The organism is Micromonospora sp. NPDC050784 (assembly GCF_044456765.1).
Lineage (GTDB): Bacteria > Actinomycetota > Actinomycetes > Mycobacteriales > Micromonosporaceae > Micromonospora > Micromonospora foliorum.
Genome location: NZ_JBITGG010000027.1, coordinates 36,796 through 51,978, shown reverse-complemented (window position 1 = coordinate 51,978; position 15,183 = coordinate 36,796). Strand labels below are relative to the sequence as shown.

Genomic DNA, 15,183 nt, shown 5'->3' with positions numbered 1-15,183 from the left:
CGTCGTGGGCACCGGCCGGGTCGGCCGGTGCCCACGAACAGCGTGCGAGGTGGGTACGGCTCAGAGCCAGGGCACCTGTGGGGACGGGTAGAAGTCGACCTGTTGCAGTCGCCAGCGGGGTCCCTGCTCCCCCAGCCGGGTCCGGAACGACTCCCAGTCGTGGCTGGCGGTGGTGGACCAGCCGAGTTCGGCGATGGCGGGCAGGCGGGGGAAGGCCATGTACTCGATGTCGTCGAGGGTGCGCAGCGTCTCGGACCACAGCGGGGCCTCGACGCCGAGGATGGCGTTCTCGCCGACGCCGGTGACCCGGGTGGCGGGGTCCCAGCCGTAGGCGTCGGACACCTCGATGAGGCCGGCCCAGCGTAGGCCGAGGCGGGTGTTGGCGTCGTACTTCATGTCCAGGTAGGACTTGTTCGCCGGGGACATGATGATTTTGTTGCCGCGGGCGGCGGCCGCGGCGAGGCTGGCGTTGGTGGTGCCGGTGCCCCAGAACTGGGCGACGACGTCGGTGGACAGGTCGGCCTGGGTGATCTCGTTCCATCCGGAGGCGCGTTTGCCGTACTTCGCGACCAGGGGCAGGACCCGGTTCATGAAGGTGCGGTAGTCCTCGTCGGTGGTGGCGTGGGCTTCGTCGCCGCCGATGTGCAGGAATGGTCCGGGTGTGATGGCGGCGAGTTCGCGGATGACGTCCTCGACAAAGCGGTAGGTGAGCTCGTCGTTGATGCAGAGGGAGCTGTAGCCGACGGCGATGTCGGTGCGCGGGGGCGGTGCGACGCCGTCGCAGTTGAGTTCGGGGTACGTCGACTGGGCGGCGTTGGTGTGCCCGGGCATGTCGATCTCGGGGATGATCGTGATGTGTCGGGCGGCGGCGTAGGCGACGACGGCCTGGTAGTCGGCTTTGGTGAGGTATCCGGGGCCGACGCCGTCGACTCCGGTGCCGGGTCCGCCGCCGACGGTGGTGAGGCGGGGCCAGGAGTCGATCTGGATGCGCCAGCCCTGGTCGTCGGTCAGGTGCAGGTGCAGGTAGTTGATTTTGTACTGGGCGAGCAGGTCCACGTAGGCGGTGATGTCGTCGACGGTGTGGAAGTGCCGGGCGAGGTCGAGCATCGCGCCGCGGTAGGCGAAGCGTGGGTAGTCGACGATTCGTCCGCCGGGGACGGTCCAGGTGCTCCGCTGTCGGTCGGGTGCCTCGATCTCGGCGGGGAGTAGTTGGCGCAGTGTCTGCGTGCCGGCGAACAGGCCGGCGGGGGTGTTGGCGCGGATCGTCACGCCGCGGCGGGTGACGTCGAGTTGGTAGCCCTGCTGGCCGATGCGGTCGTCGGCGCCGCCGATGAGCAGGGCGATCTCGGGTAGCGGGGTGGAGCGTACGGGCAGGACGGGCAGGGGGTGGCCGGTGGCGGGGCGCAGTGTCGTGGCGAGTTGGTCGCCGATGCGCCGGGCGGCGGCTGAGCCGGGGGTGGTGCGGATGACGGTGAGGGGGGTGATCCGGAACGTGTTGTGGGCGTCGGGGCGGGTTTCGACCGGTGCGGGGATGACGTCGTCGAGCTGTCGGGCTGGTGTGGTGGGTGCCGCTGCGGAGGCGGGGGTGGCGGGCAGGATGAGTGGGAGTGCGAGTGCGGCTAGGGCCAGCAGCCGTGTGGTGGTGTGTCGGCGACGCACGGTACCTCCAGGCCTCGTCATGATCGACCTTCGTCGATTAGAGTCGCAGGCTACCGGCGTTCCGCCTGTACTGTAAACCTTCCTTAACATAAGGCCTCGTCGAGACAGTGTTGTCGCCGACCTCACGTACGCCACACGCTGGGGAATTCCTGGAGTGGGTCGTGCCGTTGTCCGTTCGGAAGATCAGGTTCGGATGATCGAATGGGAAGTGCCATGCACGTGCGCTCAGACGCGGTAGTGCTTTTCGGCGTCACCGGAGACCTTGTCTCGAAGAAGCTGTTCCCGGCGCTGTACGAGTTGACCCGGCGCGACCGTCTCGACGTTCCGGTGATCGGCGTGGCCCGCTCCCCCTGGGATGATCAGCAGCTGGTCACCATGGCCCGCAAGTCGGTCACCGAGGCCCATGACGAGATCGACGACGAGACGTTCGACCGGCTGGCCGACAACCTTTTGATGATCTCCGGCAACTACGCCGACCCGACGACGTACCAGCGGTTGGCCGAGCGGCTGCGCGACGCCGAGCGGCCGGTCTTCTACCTGGCGATCCCTCCGGCGGTGTTCGGCTCCGTCGTCGAGGGCCTGGCGGCCGTGGGTCTGGCCGACCGGGGTCGGGTGATCGTGGAGAAGCCGTTCGGGCGTGACCTGGAGTCCTCCCGCGAGTTGGAGCGCACGCTGGGCGTGGCCTTCGCGCCGGAGCGGGTGTTCCGCATCGACCACTACCTGGGCAAGGAAGCCGTCGAGAGCCTCTACGCCTTCCGGTTCGCCAACCGACTCTTCGAGCCGCTGTGGAACAACGAGCACATCGACAACATCCAGGTGACCCTCGCCGAGGGTTTCGGCACGCAGGGCCGGGCCGGCTTCTACGACACGGTGGGCGCGACCCGGGACGTGCTGCAGAACCACATCCTGCAGGTCGTCGCGCTCATCGCGATGGAGGCGCCCGCCAGCGACGACACCGCGGCGTTCCGGGAGGCGGAGGCCGCGGTGCTGCGGCAGATCGCCCCGCTGTCGCCGGAGTCCACCGTCCGGGGGCAGTACGCCGGTTACCGCGAGGAGCCGGGCGTGGCGGCGGACTCGAACACGGAGACGTTCGTGGCGACCCGGTTGACTGTCGACTCCCCCCGCTGGGCGGGCGTGCCCTTCTACCTGCGCACCGGCAAGTCGCTGCCGGGCACGGCGACGGAGGTCGTGGTCGAGTTCAAGCAGCCGCAGCGCTCACTGATCCCCGCCGAGGGGGGCACGGCGACCGCGGCGAACCTGTTGCGCTTCCGCCTCGGCCGCGGTGACGGCATCACGATGTCGATCCAGGCGAAGAGCCCGGGTGCTGAGGTGGCGAGCCGTCCGGTGGACCTGTCCGTCGACTTCGGTTCGGCTCTCGGTCGCCGGCAGGAGGCGTACGAGCGGCTGCTCGACGACGCGATGGACGGGCAGCACCTGCGCTTCGCGCGGGCCGAGACGATCGAGCAGGAGTGGCGCATCGTCGAGCCGATCCTGGATCTGGCGGCGGCGGTGCAGTCCTACGAGAAGGGCAGCTGGGGTCCGGCGGACGCCGACGCGCTGGCCGGCGGCTGGCACCTGCCCGACCTGCGGTAGCGGCGGGCCGCACCGCTCGCGGGCGGTGGGGTCAGCCGGTGGTACGGGTCGCCGGGCGGATGCCGCGGATGCCGGCGACCGCGAACTCGATGCCCAGGTCGTAGTAGCCGTCCCGGTCCCCGCAGAGGGTGAGCGCGTCGGCGGCGGCGAGGACGTGCGGAAAGCGCTGCGGCGCCAACGCCTGCAGCGCCGCCCGCTTGGCGCGGATGGCGTCGTCGCGGGTGTCCGGGTCGGTGCTGCCCATGGCGCCCGGTTCGGTGGCGACGAGGGTCACCAGGGAGCAGAGGGCCTGGCTGCCGATCTCGGTGGCCTGCTCCGGGGGGTAGCCCGCCCCGTCGAGCAGGGCGAGGATGCGCTCCACCAGGATCAGGCCCGGCTCGGACAGCAGGATGCGGGTGGGTACGAGCCCGGCGACGGTGGGGTGTGGGCGCAGCACGGCGAGGCAGGCGGCCAGGATGGCGCGGACCTGCTCGTCCCAGGGTGCGGCGCTCGGCTCGGGCAGGCGGATGTCGGCGAGCAGGCGTGCGGCGAGCGCGTCGAGCAGGTCGCCCTTGTCCCGGAAGTGCCGGTAGAGCGCCATCGGGGTGACGCCGTGCTCCTGGGCCAGCCGGCGGATGGTGATCGCGGACAGGCCCTCGGCGTCGGCGATGCGCAGCGCGCTCGTGACGATCGCGGTGGGGTCGAGACGCTGCGGGGTGTCCTTGCTCATACTGGCCACGAGACCAGTGTACTACGTACACATCTACGTATACGTTGTAGATGTACGGCGTATACCGCGCTGTGCGTGACGTCTTCTCTCCCGATGGGGTAGGCATGCGACGTAGTCCCTGGGCAACTCTGGCGGTGCTGTCGGTGGCGCAGTTCATCGTCATCCTCGACGTGACGATCGTGAACGTGGCACTGCCCAACATCCAGACCGACCTGAGCTTCACCGCTGACGACCTGCAATGGGTGATCAGCGCGTACACCCTGCTCTTCGGTGGTTTCCTGCTGCTCGGCGGTCGCGCCGCCGACCTGCTCGGCGCCCGCCGGGTCTTCATCGCCGGCCTGGTGCTGTTCGGGGCGATGTCCCTGCTCGCCGGGCTCGCCACCTCGCCCGGCCTGCTGATCGCCGCGCGCGCCGTGCAGGGCCTGGGCGGCGCGTTGCTCTCCCCCGCGGCGTTGGCCATCCTCACCATCACCTTCGCGCACGGACGGGAGCGCAACATCGCCATGGGCATCTGGGGTGCCCTCGCCGGGCTCGGCGGCACCCTGGGCGTGGTCGCCGGCGGCCTGCTCGTCGACGCGCTGAGCTGGCGGTGGGTGTTCTTCGTCAACGTACCCATCGTCATCGCGCTCGTGGCGATCGTGCCGACCTTCGTGGCGGCCGTGCGGCACTCCCAGCCCGGCCCCCGGACCTTCGACGCGCTCGGCGCGGTCCTCGGCACCACCGGCCTGCTCGCCGTCGTGTTCGGCGTGGTCCGGGCCGAGTCCGCCGGCTGGGGCTCGGCGCAGGTGCTCGCCACCCTCATCGGCGGGGTCGCGCTGCTGGCGGTCTTCGTCGGTGTCGAGGCGCGTTCGGCCGCGCCGCTGGTGCCGCTGCGACTGTTCCGCTCCCGGGCGTTGAGTGTCTCCAGTGGGGCGCTGGCGCTCAACGGCGCCGCGTTCCTGTCGATGTTCTTCCTCACCGCGATCTACCTGCAGCAGGTACGCGGCGCCTCGCCGCTGACCGCCGGCCTGCAGTTCCTGCCGATGGGCGCGACGGCCATCGCCGGCGCCGCCCTCGCCACCCAACTGGTGCACCGACTCGGCACCCGCACCCTGCAGATCGTCGGCGCGCTGCTCAGCGTGACCGGCCTGCTGCTGCTCAGCGGGGCGAGCGCCACCGGCTCCTACGCCGGCGAGCTGCTGCCCGGCCTGCTGCTGTTCGGCCTGGGCATCACCACGCTGGGCGTACCCGCCCAGATCTCCGCGATCTCCGACGTCGAACACCATGAGGCCGGCGCCGCGTCCGGTGTGGTCACCGCCGTGTACCAGGTCGGCGGCGCCCTGGGGTTGGCCATCGTCACCACGCTGTCGGTCACCCACGTCACCGAGGCGCTCAGTCGCGGGGCCGGTCAGCAGCAGGCGCTTGTCGACGGGTTCCACCGTGGGCTGCTGATCGCCGCCGTCTTCGCGATCGTCAACCTGGTCATCTCGCTGGCCACCCCGCAACTGCGCCCCGACGCCGAGCGGGTCGCCGAGGCGGCGGTCGCCGCCTGAGCCGGCACGCTGGAGGCCGGGACGCCACGCGCCGGCCTGCGGCGCCGGCGTGATCGACTCGGTTTCCCCGCACGTAGGGGCGTCCGGCCCGCCGTGACACCCCGAGTTTCAGGAAGCCGAGTCGATCACGTCGCACGGGGTGCGCGTCGTGCGGCGCGCTGACTGACCGCTCAGCTCAGCGGGGCGACCGTCCGGCGACGGTGAGGTTTGCCGGGCACGAGTGGTGGGGGCACGTTGGGTGCGACGTTTCTCGTCCTCATCGGAGAGGAAGCAGCGCATGCTTTCCGCACTCGATCGTCGGCACACCGTCGCGCCGCCCGGCTACAGCCGCTGGCTCATCCCCCCGGCGGCGTTGGCCATCCACCTCTGCATCGGTCAGGTCTACGCCACAAGCGTCTACAAGAACTCCCTGATCGCCCACTTCGACACCAGCCAGACGGCGATCGGGGTGATCTTCAGCATCGCGATCGTGATGCTCGGGTTGTCCGCCGCGGTCGCCGGGACGTGGGTGGAGGCGAACGGGCCGCGTAAGGCCATGTTCGTGTCCGCCTGTTTCTGGGCGGCGGGTTTCCTGGTGGGCTCGCTGGGCATCGCCACGAAGCAGCTGTGGCTGCTGTACCTGGGCTACGGGCTGCTCGGCGGCATCGGGCTGGGCATCGGCTACATCTCCCCCGTCTCCACCCTGATCAAGTGGTTCCCGGACCGGCCGGGGCTGGCCACCGGGTTGGCGATCATGGGGTTCGGTGGTGGGGCGATGGTCGCCTCGCCCCTGTCGCGGCAACTGCTGTCGTTCTACGACGCCGGCTACGACCCGGCCAACGCGGGGTCGACCGCGTCAGGCAGCGCCCTGGTGTGGCTGTTCGTGACACTCGGCCTGGGCTACTTCGTGATCATGATGTTCGGGGTGGCGAACGTACGGGTGCCGGCGCAGGGCTGGCGGCCGGCCGGCTTCGACCCGGCCAGCGTGGCGGCCAAGCCGCTGGTCACCACGGCGAACGTGTCGGCGGCGAACGCGGTGAAGACCCGCTCGTTCTGGCTGCTGTGGGTGGTGCTGTTCTGCAACGTGACCGCCGGCATCGGCATCCTGGAGCAGGCCAGCCCGATGATCCAGGACTTCTTCCGCGACAACGGCACCTCGGCGGTGACCGTCGCGGCGGCCGGCGGGTTCGTCGGTCTGCTGTCGCTGTTCAACATGGCCGGCCGGTTCGCGTGGTCGTCCACCTCGGACGTCATCGGCCGCAAACCGATCTACCTGGTGTACCTGGGTGTCGGCATGGTGCTCTACGCGCTGCTGGCGCTCGTCGGGCAGACCTCGACGGCCCTGTTCGTGCTGTTGGCCTGCGTGATTCTGTCGTTCTACGGCGGTGGGTTCGCGACCGTGCCGGCGTACCTTCGGGACCTGTTCGGCACCTTCCAGGTCGGCGCGATCCACGGCCGGCTGCTGACCGCCTGGTCGGCGGCGGGGATCGCCGGTCCGCTGATCGTCAACGGGTTCCTCGACGCGCAGGGCGAGCCGGGCTCGTTGACCGCCGCGGCGTACCGGCCGGCGCTGTTCACGATGGTGGGGGTGCTGGCCGTGGGCTTCGTGGCGAACCTGCTGGTGCGGCCGGTGCCGCAGCGCTACCACGAACCAGCGGCGGAACAGAACGCGGAACAGAGCGCGGACGAGAACCGGGATCGGGACGTGGACGAGGACACGACGGCGCAGAGGAGTGGGACGCGATGAGCGAGGACAGCCGACCCGGGCAGCAGGCCCGGTTGTGGATCTCCTGGTTGGTGGTGGCGGCGCTGCTCGGCTACGGGGTCGCGCAGACCGTGATGACCGCGGCGAAACTGTTCACCCACTGAGTCGGGTCCGGCGGTCTCCGACCGGGTGAACGCCCGGCGGTCTCTGACCGAGCGAACCGCGTGGTCAGAGGCCGCCGGCGACCCGCAGCACGGTCCCGGTGGCGTACGAGGCGTCCGGGCCGAGCAGCCAGGCGATGGCGGCGGCGATCTCGTCGGGTTCGCCGGCACGGCCCAGCGGGATCCGACCGACGGCGGATTCGGCGCGGTCGGGCACCCCGGAGTCGGCGTGGATGTCGGTGCGCACGATGCCGGGAGCCACGGCGTTGACCCGGATGCCCTTCGGGGCGAGTTCCTTGGCCAGGCCGACGGTGAGGGTGTCGGTGGCGGCCTTCACGGCGGCGTAGTGCACGTACTCCCCCGGGCTGCCGAGGGTCGCGGCCGCCGACGAGACGTTGACGATCGCCCCGCCGTCGGTGAGCCGCCGGGCGGCCTGCTGGGCGCAAAGGACGTAACCGACGAGGTTGACGTCGACGACCCGGCGCAGGTCCTCGACGCGCAGCTCGGTGAAGGGCCCGATGAGGCTGGTGACGCCGGCGTTGTTGACCAGGCCGGTGAGCGGGCCGAGCTGAGCGGCCGCGTCGAACAGGGCGTGCACCTGCTCGGGGTCGGTGGTGTCGGCGCGTACCGCGATGGCCTGTGCGCCGGCGGCCCGCAGGTCGGCCAGGACAGCGGTGGCGGCGGCCTCGTCGCGGCGGTAGCACAGGGCGACGTGGTGACCGGCGGCGGCGAGCCGGCGGGCGGTGGCCGCGCCGATGCCCCGGCCGCCGCCGGTGATGACGGTGACGGGTGCCACGGTGCCTCCCGGGAAACTGACGGCTGCGCGTTGGTCGTTCCGACGCTACCGTGACCGGCGCGGGGCGGTCGTCGAGAGGAGAGTCACATGCAGCGGGCGTTGGTGCTCGGCGGTGGCGGGGTGACCGGGGTGGCCTGGGAGTTGGGGCTGCTGGCCGGGCTGGTCGAGCGGGGCGTGCCGGTCACCGAGGCGGATCTGGTGGTGGGCACGTCGGCGGGTTCGGTGGTCGGCGCGCAGGTGTGCTCCGGGTTGCCCGTCGAGCGTTTCTACGCCGAGCAGTTGGCGCCGCCGTCGAGTGAGCTGGCGGCACGGTTGGGCTTCGCGACGCTGGCGCGGCTGATCTGGGCCGGTGGTCGGACCCGTGACGCGGTGCGCTCGCGGGCGCGGATCGGGGCGATGGCGGTGGCGGCGCGTACCCCGTCGGAGGCGTCGCGGCGTGCGGTGATCGAGGCCCGGCTGCCGGACCGGGAGTGGCCGCGGCGGCGGCTGCTGGTCACGGCGGTGGACGCGTCGTCCGGTGAGTTCGTGGTGTTCGACCGCGACAGCGGGGTGTCCCTGGTGGACGCGGTCGGCGCGAGTTGCGCGGTGCCCGGGGTGTGGCCGCCGGTGACGATCGGCGCGCGCCGTTTCGTCGACGGTGGGATGCGCTCGACGGTGAACGCGGACCTGGCCGCGGACGCGCGCAGGGTGCTGGTGCTCGCGCCGACGTCAGCGGCGTTCGGGCCGATGCCACGGCTGGCGGCGCAGGTGGACGCGTTGCGGGCGGCCGGGTCGCGGGTGGTGGTGCTGACGCCGGACGCGGCGGCGCGCACGGCGATCGGCCGTAACGTGCTGGACCCGGCGCGGCGGGCGGGCGCGGCGCGGGCCGGGCGGACCCAGGCCGACGTGGTGGCCGACGAGGTGGCGGCGCTCTGGGCGTGATCGCTTACGCTCACCGCGCGGTCGATCAGACGACGGAGGTGCGCGGTGGCGGGTGTGGGTGTCGGCGACGTGGTGCGGGATTTCGAGCTGCCGGATGAGACGGGCACGCCGCGGCGGCTGTCGGAGTTTTTGGCGGCCGGGCCGGTGGTGCTGTTCTTCTACCCGGCGGCGATGACCCGGGGGTGCACGGCGGAGAGCTGCCACTTCCGCGACCTCGCGGCGGAGTTCACCGCGCTGGGCGCGACGCGGGTGGGCATCAGCCGCGACCCGGTGGCGAAGCAGGCCGAGTTCTCCAAACTGCACGGCTTCGACTATCCGCTGCTCTCGGACACCGACGGCGCGGTGGCGCAGCAGTTCGGGGTCAAGCGGCGGGTGCCGTTGGGGCCGTTGAGCATGAAGCGGATGACCTTCGTCATCGGTACCGACCAGCGGGTCATCGAGGTGATCCACAGCGAGGTCAGCATGAACGAGCACGCGGACCGGGCGCTGCGGGCACTGGGCGGCTGAGCGGGCGTGAACCCCGTGCGGCGGGTGTCGCAGCCGGCTGGTATCAAGACAGCAATCAAACAGGTGTACGGAAGAGGGTTGTGATGGATGCCGGCCAGGGTTTGTCCACTAGCGAGGTGCAGAGCATCCGGGAGTCGTTGGCGGCCGGGCGCAAGCCGCGGGTGGTGTTCACCGCGGCGGCGGGGCAGATCGCCGGTCAGGTCGGTCAGGTGATCGAGCTGACCGACCCCGAGGTGTCCGACGAGTTCGTGGTGGTGCGCTTCGGCCGCGACGAGCTGCCGTTCTCCCCCGCCGACCTGGCCGTGGCGCCCAAGGGCGTCACTCGTCGGGTGGCGGAGCCGAAGCCGGAGCCCGAGCCCGAGCCGCCCGCGGTGGCGGCGCCGGAGTTCGTGTTGGACACGCCGCGGGTGCCCGCGCAGCGACAGGAGGAACCGAAGGTGGAGCAGACGGAGAAGCCGCCGGCGCGGCGGGCGGTCAAGGCCGTCAAGCCCAAGGGCCCCGCCGGTCTCACCGTCACCCTGGCGTACGCCGACGGTGAGTGGACCGTCGCGGCGCAGCAGGGCAGCAAGGCCCTCGCGAAGCCGTACGTGGTGAAGCCGGCGGAGGCGTTGAAGATGGTGGCGTTGGTCGACGTGCCGGGGGTGCAGGAGGCGGTGGAGCAGATCCTCGGCACCGAGCGGGCCGAGGCGGAGCAGCAGGCCGAGAAGCTGCGCGCCGAGCTGGCCGAGATCGAGGCCCGGTTGGCGGAGCTGCGCGAGGCCCGCTGAGGCGGGTCAGTGCCGGCTGTGGTGGTCCAGCAGTCGGGTGAGCAGTCGCATCAGCTGCTCGCGCTCGCTGGCGGACAGCGGGGCGAGCAGGTCGTCCTGGACGCGTTCGAGGGTCGCGCCCATCCGGCGGGCCTCGTCGGCGCCGGCGTCGGTGGCGCTGATGACGTTGCGGCGGCGATCGGCCGGGTCGGGGGCACGTACCACGAGCCCTCGGCCGGCCAGGTCGTTGATGGCGGCCACCACGTCGCTGCGGTCGATGCCGCAGCGCCGGCCGAGGTCGGCCTGGCTCGCGGGTCCGTCCTCGGCCAGGGTGGCGAGCAGCCGGTAGTGGTAGCCGCGCAGGTCGTGCGCGGCGAAGCCCTCGCTGAGCAGACGGGTGGCGTGACTGGCGGTCTGGTTGAGCAGCCAGCTCGCTGTGGTGCTGAGCCCGGCGGGTGACTGCGGGGCTGCGTGGTCCATGGGCGCAGCCTATCAGGAATCGTTGGCGCGACCCACGATTAGGTGTTACGTTGGTGCGACCAACGTTGGCTGAGCCAACGTATTGAAGGAGGCGTCATGTCCACCGTCCCCACCCTCAACGGCCAGGTCATCGGCCAGGCCCACTACGCCACCCGGGCCCTGCTCGAACGGGCCACCGCTCCCCTCGGCGTCGATTTCAAGCAGGTGGTCGCCCTCAACGTCCTCGCCAACGGCCCGGTCGAACCCGCGCCACTCACCCAGCGGATCACCAGCACGCTCAAGGTCGACGAACCGGAGGTGCAGCGGGTGCTCGCCACCCTCGTCGACGCGAACCTCGCCCAGGTCGACCACGACGCCGGCGCGCCACGGTTGCGGCTCACCGACGCCGGTCACGCCGTGCAGGCCCGCATCGCCGACGCCGTCGCGGACATCAGCGCCCGCCTCTACGCGGGCATCCCCACCGACGAGGCGAGCGCCGCCGCTCGGGCGCTCACCCTGGTGACCCAGCGCGCGAACGCCGAACTGGCCGCGGCCCGCGTGCGGGGTCCGGTCGGTCAGAAGTAGTCGAGAAGTTGTGCCGGGCCTCCGACGCCCAGCAGGTCGAGAGCGGCCGGGTCGGCGTCACCGGCACAGTGCAGCAGACCGGTCTGCGCGACCGACCGGGCCCGCGCCGCCCCGGCGTACAGCAGCGCGAAACCGCGGACGTCCAACCGCAGGTCCGCCTCCCCGTCGACGCGGGTCAGTTCGGCGGCGCCGTCGGCGACAGCCAACCGCCAGGTGCCGCTGTTCCAGTCGGCGAGCGAGTCCGTCAGGTGGAAGTCGACGGCGCCCCGGGCGTGGGCGGGCCACCCCCGCGTGCTCACCGCCCGGGCGACGTCGACCGGTCGGTGCATCCACAGGTCCCGCTCGTGGTCACGGGCGGACTCCAACGGCAGGACGGTGCTGACGGCGTCGCCGTCGAGCGGGCACACCCGCAGCGTAGGCGCGACGCTGGCCCAACTGCCGAGCACCCCGACGAGCTCCCGGGCGGCCTCGGCGGTGACGGCCAGGGCCTCGTCGACGGTGAGCACGGAGTCGGCCCCGTAGCCCCGGCCCCGCTGCCAGGTGGCGTAGCCGACCAGCTCACCGTCGGCCTCGACGAGGGTGACCCCGTCGCCGGGCAGGCCCCGGTCGGCGGTGTCGAACAGCTCACCCCGGCGGGTCAGCATGCCGTTGCGGTGGCGGGTGACCCGCTCGTACACGTCGGCGACGGCCGGCAGGTCGGCGGGCGTAGCGGCCCGGACGGTGAGGTGCGACGCGGGCCGGTGCCGGGGCAGCGCGGCGGTGGCGAGGTCGACGGTGCGCAGCACCCCGGCGGCCTCCCACCCACAGGCCCGGTAGGGGGCGGCGACGGTCGGGTAGAGCGCGCTGATCGCCGCCCCACGGTCGCGGGCGCCCCGCAGCAGCGCGGTGAGCAGGGAGCGCGCCACACCCCGACCACGGGCCTCGGGTGCCACGGCCACCCCGGCCACGTCGGCGGCCGGCACCGCCCGCCCGGACCACCACTGGTCGTGGTGCAGGTCGACGGCCTTGCCGACGAGCCGACCGGCGTCGTCGAACGCGCCGTAACGGGTCCGGCCGGGCGCCGCCGCGGACGCGGGCGTGGCCGGGGGCTGCGGGTCGGAGCCGAACGCGAACCGTCCCAGCTCCCAGGCGGCGTCGAGGTCGTCGGCGGTGAGTTCGCGTACGTGCACGGTGGCGGGCATCGGCACACCGTAGCGAGGCGGGTCCGCACCGACAGCCGATTTATCGCCGGGGGGCGGTAGCCGGCCCAGCCCACCCCGCGCCGATCATGGAGTTGTGGTGGGCGACAAATGACCCTCGGCACCGCAAGTTGGGCACCACAAGTCCATGATCGACGGGGTTGGCCGCGCGGCACGCCCCCGGCGGTCAGTGCTGCGGGATGTTGGCGACGCCGATGCGCTTGCGGAACACCCAGTACGTCCACCCCTGGTAGGCCAGCACCACCGGAGTGAAGATCACCGCCACCCAGGTCATGATCTTCAGGGTGTACGGGGTGGACGCGGCGTTGGTGGCCGTCAGCGTGCCGGCCGCGTCCAGGGTGGAGGGCAGCACGTTCGGGAACAGCGCCGCGAACAGGGTCGCCACGGCCAAGCCGATCGCCACGGCGGTGCCGGTGAACGCCCAGCCCTCCCGGCGTACCCGGGCGGCGGCCAGACCACCGAGCAGGGCGAGGGCCGCGCCGACGGCGAGCACGACGGCGGCCGCGCTGGAGCGGATGCTCAGCGTCCAGGTCAGGAACCCGACCGCGAGCACGGCGGCGCCGACACCCAGGCGCACCGCGAGGGCGCCCGCGCGCTCGCGGATGTCGCCGGTGGTCTTCAGGGCGAGGAACACCGCGCCGTGGGTGAGGAACAGCGCCAGGGTGGTCGCGCCGCCCAGCAGGGCGTACGGGTTGAGCAGGTCCAGCAGGCCGCCGACGTACTCGTGGTCGGCGTCCAGTGGCACGCCGCGCAGGATGTTGGCGAAGGCGACGCCCCACAGGATCGCCGGCAGCAGAGAGCCGACCACGATCGCGGTGTCCCAGCGGCGCTTCCAGGACGCCTCGGGGCGCTTGTGCCGGTACTCGAAGGCGACTCCCCGGGCGATCAGGGCCAGCAGGATCAGCAGCAGCGGCAGGTAGAAGCCGGAGAAGAGGGTGGCGTACCACTCGGGGAACGCGGCGAACATGGCGCCACCGGCGGTGATCAGCCACACCTCGTTGCCGTCCCAGACCGGGCCGATCGTGTTGATCAGGACGCGGCGTTCCCGGTCGTCGCGGCCGAGCACGGGCAGCAGCATGCCGACGCCGAAGTCGAAGCCCTCCAGGATGAAGTACCCGGTGAACAGCACGGCGACGAGGAGAAACCAGATGGTGGTCAGTTCCACGATGGGCTCCGGGGTCAGTAGGCGAAGGCGAGCGGGCGCTCGGCGTCGTCTTGGGTGTCGTCGATGGGATGCTCTTCGCTGACGTCGGGCACGCCGGCCTTGGCGTAGCGCAGCAGCAGCTTGACCTCGATCACGGCGAGGGTGGCGTAGATCAGCGTGAAGGCGGTGAAGGAGGTGAGCACCTCGGTCAGCGAGACGCTGCGGGACACCCCGTTGCGGGTGAGCATCTCGCCGAAGACGATCCACGGCTGGCGGCCCATCTCGGTGAAGATCCAGCCGAACGAGTTGGCGAGCAACGGCAGCACCGGCATGGCCAGCCCGGCGCGCAGCAGCCACTTGCTGCTCGGGGTGCGGCCCTTGCGCTGGGTCCAGAGCACCAGCAGGGCGATCGCGCCGGCCGCCATCCCGAAGGCGATCATGAAGCGGAAGCTCCAGTAGGTGACCGGGATGATCGGGGTGTAGCTGCCCGCGCCGTACTGGGTGGCGTACTGGGCCTGCAGGTCGTTGATGCCGTGCACGGTGCCGTTCGGGTCGCCGGTGCCCAGGTACGACAGCAGGTACGGGATCTTGAGGGCGAACACCTCGCGGGTGCCGTCCAGGCTGCCGATGGTGAGCACGGAGAACGAGGCGGGGCTCTCGGTGGTGTAGAGGCCCTCGGCGGCGGCCATCTTCATCGGCTGCACGTCCGTCATGATCTTGCCCTGGATGTCGCCGGTGAACAGCACGGCGGCGGAGGCGACCAGGACCACCCAGGAGCCGAACTTGGTGGCGAAGCGGTACGCGCCGGTGTCGGCGGAGTCGCGGTTGCGGATGACGTGCCACAGGCCGACCGCGACGATCAGCGACCCGGCGACCAGGAACGAGCCGGCCAGGGTGTGCGGGAAGGTGATCAGGGCGACCTTGTTGGTCAGCACGGCCGGGAAGTCGGTCAACTCGGCGCGCCCGCTGTCCGGGTTGATCCGGTAGCCGACCGGGTTCTGCATGAACGAGTTCGCCGCGAGGATGAAGTACGCGCTGAGGTTGGTGCCGATCGCGGCGGCCCAGATGCTGGCCAGGTGCGCCCGCTTGGGCAGCCGGTCCCAGCCGAAGATCCACAGGCCGATGAAGGTGGACTCGAGGAAGAACGCGACAAGCGCCTCGATGGCCAGGGGCGCGCCGAAGACGTCGCCGACGAAGCGGGAGTAGTCGCTCCAGTTCATGCCGAACTGGAACTCCTGCACGATGCCGGTGACCACACCCATGGCAAAGTTGATCAGGAACAGCTTGCCGTAGAACTTGGTGAGCTTGAGGTAGCGCTCATTACCGGTGCGGTGCCACATCGTCTGCAGGATGGCCACCAGCACGGAGAGGCCGATGGTCAGCGGTACGAAGAGGAAGTGGTAGACGGTGGTGACACCGAACTGCCAGCGGGCAACGTCCAACGCGTCCACCTGAAACCCCCAACCATCCATACTACGAGACGTAGTA

15 protein-coding genes are annotated in these 15,183 nt (G+C 71.3%); 8 read left to right on the top strand and 7 right to left on the bottom strand.

Features of this window, described 5'->3' with window-relative positions; translation table 11 throughout:
* Nucleotides 1–60 precede the first annotated feature (60 nt).
* A complete protein-coding gene (locus ACIBD9_RS28785; RefSeq protein ID WP_396722350.1) occupies nucleotides 61–1,680 on the bottom strand; it encodes a beta-N-acetylhexosaminidase in 1,620 nt (539 codons plus the stop codon).
* 192 nt (nucleotides 1,681–1,872) lie between these two features.
* On the opposite strand from ACIBD9_RS28785, the gene zwf reads away from it, so the two are divergent.
* Complete coding sequence (gene zwf, locus ACIBD9_RS28780) at nucleotides 1,873–3,252, top strand: glucose-6-phosphate dehydrogenase (RefSeq protein WP_396722348.1); 1,380 nt, start codon at nucleotides 1,873–1,875, stop codon at nucleotides 3,250–3,252.
* 31 nt (nucleotides 3,253–3,283) lie between these two features.
* Here zwf and ACIBD9_RS28775 read toward each other — a convergent pair whose 3' ends face one another.
* Nucleotides 3,284–3,961 (bottom strand): TetR/AcrR family transcriptional regulator, encoded by a 678-nt coding sequence (locus tag ACIBD9_RS28775; RefSeq protein ID WP_396722412.1) that lies wholly within the window; start codon nucleotides 3,959–3,961, stop codon nucleotides 3,284–3,286.
* Nucleotides 3,962–4,065: 104 nt separating this feature from the next.
* Here ACIBD9_RS28775 and ACIBD9_RS28770 point away from each other — a divergent pair, with 104 nt between their 5' ends.
* From ACIBD9_RS28770 to ACIBD9_RS28760, 3 genes are all read left to right on the top strand, one after another.
* A complete protein-coding gene (locus tag ACIBD9_RS28770; protein WP_396722347.1) occupies nucleotides 4,066–5,493 on the top strand; it encodes a DHA2 family efflux MFS transporter permease subunit in 1,428 nt (475 codons plus the stop codon).
* Nucleotides 5,494–5,770: 277 nt separating this feature from the next.
* Nucleotides 5,771–7,219, top strand: a complete 1,449-nt coding sequence (locus ACIBD9_RS28765) for an OFA family MFS transporter (RefSeq protein ID WP_396722345.1) — start codon at nucleotides 5,771–5,773, stop codon at nucleotides 7,217–7,219.
* Nucleotides 7,216–7,341, top strand: a complete 126-nt coding sequence (locus tag ACIBD9_RS28760) for a hypothetical protein (RefSeq protein WP_274527293.1) — start codon at nucleotides 7,216–7,218, stop codon at nucleotides 7,339–7,341. The genes ACIBD9_RS28765 and ACIBD9_RS28760 overlap by 4 nt, the downstream gene beginning before the upstream one ends.
* Before the next feature lie 64 nt (nucleotides 7,342–7,405).
* Here the strand turns inward: ACIBD9_RS28760 and ACIBD9_RS28755 are convergent, their stop codons facing one another.
* Nucleotides 7,406–8,134 carry an SDR family oxidoreductase gene (locus ACIBD9_RS28755; RefSeq protein WP_387166683.1) on the bottom strand — a complete coding sequence of 243 codons (729 nt, stop codon included), beginning with the start codon at nucleotides 8,132–8,134 and terminating at the stop codon, nucleotides 7,406–7,408.
* An 87-nt stretch (nucleotides 8,135–8,221) separates the two neighbouring features.
* Between ACIBD9_RS28755 and ACIBD9_RS28750 the strand changes: the two genes are divergently transcribed.
* From ACIBD9_RS28750 to ACIBD9_RS28740, 3 genes are all read left to right on the top strand, one after another.
* Nucleotides 8,222–9,055 carry a patatin-like phospholipase family protein gene (locus ACIBD9_RS28750; protein WP_396722342.1) on the top strand — a complete coding sequence of 278 codons (834 nt, stop codon included), beginning with the start codon at nucleotides 8,222–8,224 and terminating at the stop codon, nucleotides 9,053–9,055.
* Nucleotides 9,056–9,100: 45 nt separating this feature from the next.
* A complete protein-coding gene (locus ACIBD9_RS28745) occupies nucleotides 9,101–9,562 on the top strand; it encodes a peroxiredoxin (RefSeq protein WP_396722341.1) in 462 nt (153 codons plus the stop codon).
* Nucleotides 9,563–9,645: 83 nt separating this feature from the next.
* Entirely contained in the window at nucleotides 9,646–10,329 is a 684-nt protein-coding gene (locus tag ACIBD9_RS28740) for a hypothetical protein (RefSeq protein WP_396722339.1), read from the top strand.
* A gap of 6 nt (nucleotides 10,330–10,335) precedes the next feature.
* Here ACIBD9_RS28740 and ACIBD9_RS28735 read toward each other — a convergent pair whose 3' ends face one another.
* Nucleotides 10,336–10,788, bottom strand: coding sequence for a MarR family winged helix-turn-helix transcriptional regulator (locus ACIBD9_RS28735; protein WP_396722337.1), 453 nt, complete (start codon nucleotides 10,786–10,788; stop codon nucleotides 10,336–10,338).
* Between the two features lie 96 nt (nucleotides 10,789–10,884).
* Between ACIBD9_RS28735 and ACIBD9_RS28730 the strand changes: the two genes are divergently transcribed.
* Complete coding sequence (locus ACIBD9_RS28730) at nucleotides 10,885–11,352, top strand: MarR family winged helix-turn-helix transcriptional regulator (RefSeq protein WP_396722334.1); 468 nt, start codon at nucleotides 10,885–10,887, stop codon at nucleotides 11,350–11,352.
* Here ACIBD9_RS28730 and eis read toward each other — a convergent pair.
* From eis to ACIBD9_RS28715, 3 genes are all read right to left on the bottom strand, one after another.
* A complete protein-coding gene (eis, locus tag ACIBD9_RS28725; protein ID WP_396722331.1) occupies nucleotides 11,343–12,533 on the bottom strand; it encodes an enhanced intracellular survival protein Eis in 1,191 nt (396 codons plus the stop codon). The genes ACIBD9_RS28730 and eis overlap by 10 nt on opposite strands.
* A 184-nt stretch (nucleotides 12,534–12,717) precedes the next feature.
* On the bottom strand, nucleotides 12,718–13,716 hold the full coding sequence (cydB, locus tag ACIBD9_RS28720) for a cytochrome d ubiquinol oxidase subunit II (protein ID WP_396722329.1): 999 nt from the start codon (nucleotides 13,714–13,716) through the stop codon (nucleotides 12,718–12,720).
* Nucleotides 13,717–13,730: 14 nt separating this feature from the next.
* On the bottom strand, nucleotides 13,731–15,146 hold the full coding sequence (locus ACIBD9_RS28715; RefSeq protein WP_396722328.1) for a cytochrome ubiquinol oxidase subunit I: 1,416 nt from the start codon (nucleotides 15,144–15,146) through the stop codon (nucleotides 13,731–13,733).
* Nucleotides 15,147–15,183 lie beyond the last annotated feature (37 nt).

What these genes read in the sequence shown, in the direction of transcription:
- ACIBD9_RS28775 (WP_396722412.1), bottom strand. Translation starts at nt 3,961, where the DNA reads ATGAGCAAGGACACCCCGCAGCGTCTCGACCCCACCGCGATCGTCACG.
- ACIBD9_RS28785 (WP_396722350.1), bottom strand. Translation starts at nt 1,680, where the DNA reads ATGACGAGGCCTGGAGGTACCGTGCGTCGCCGACACACCACCACACGG.
- ACIBD9_RS28750 (WP_396722342.1), top strand. Translation starts at nt 8,222, where the DNA reads ATGCAGCGGGCGTTGGTGCTCGGCGGTGGCGGGGTGACCGGGGTGGCC.
- zwf (WP_396722348.1), top strand. Translation starts at nt 1,873, where the DNA reads ATGCACGTGCGCTCAGACGCGGTAGTGCTTTTCGGCGTCACCGGAGAC.
- ACIBD9_RS28760 (WP_274527293.1), top strand. Translation starts at nt 7,216, where the DNA reads ATGAGCGAGGACAGCCGACCCGGGCAGCAGGCCCGGTTGTGGATCTCC.
- ACIBD9_RS28740 (WP_396722339.1), top strand. Translation starts at nt 9,646, where the DNA reads ATGGATGCCGGCCAGGGTTTGTCCACTAGCGAGGTGCAGAGCATCCGG.
- ACIBD9_RS28730 (WP_396722334.1), top strand. Translation starts at nt 10,885, where the DNA reads ATGTCCACCGTCCCCACCCTCAACGGCCAGGTCATCGGCCAGGCCCAC.
- eis (WP_396722331.1), bottom strand. Translation starts at nt 12,533, where the DNA reads ATGCCCGCCACCGTGCACGTACGCGAACTCACCGCCGACGACCTCGAC.
- ACIBD9_RS28765 (WP_396722345.1), top strand. Translation starts at nt 5,771, where the DNA reads ATGCTTTCCGCACTCGATCGTCGGCACACCGTCGCGCCGCCCGGCTAC.
- ACIBD9_RS28735 (WP_396722337.1), bottom strand. Translation starts at nt 10,788, where the DNA reads ATGGACCACGCAGCCCCGCAGTCACCCGCCGGGCTCAGCACCACAGCG.
- ACIBD9_RS28770 (WP_396722347.1), top strand. Translation starts at nt 4,066, where the DNA reads ATGCGACGTAGTCCCTGGGCAACTCTGGCGGTGCTGTCGGTGGCGCAG.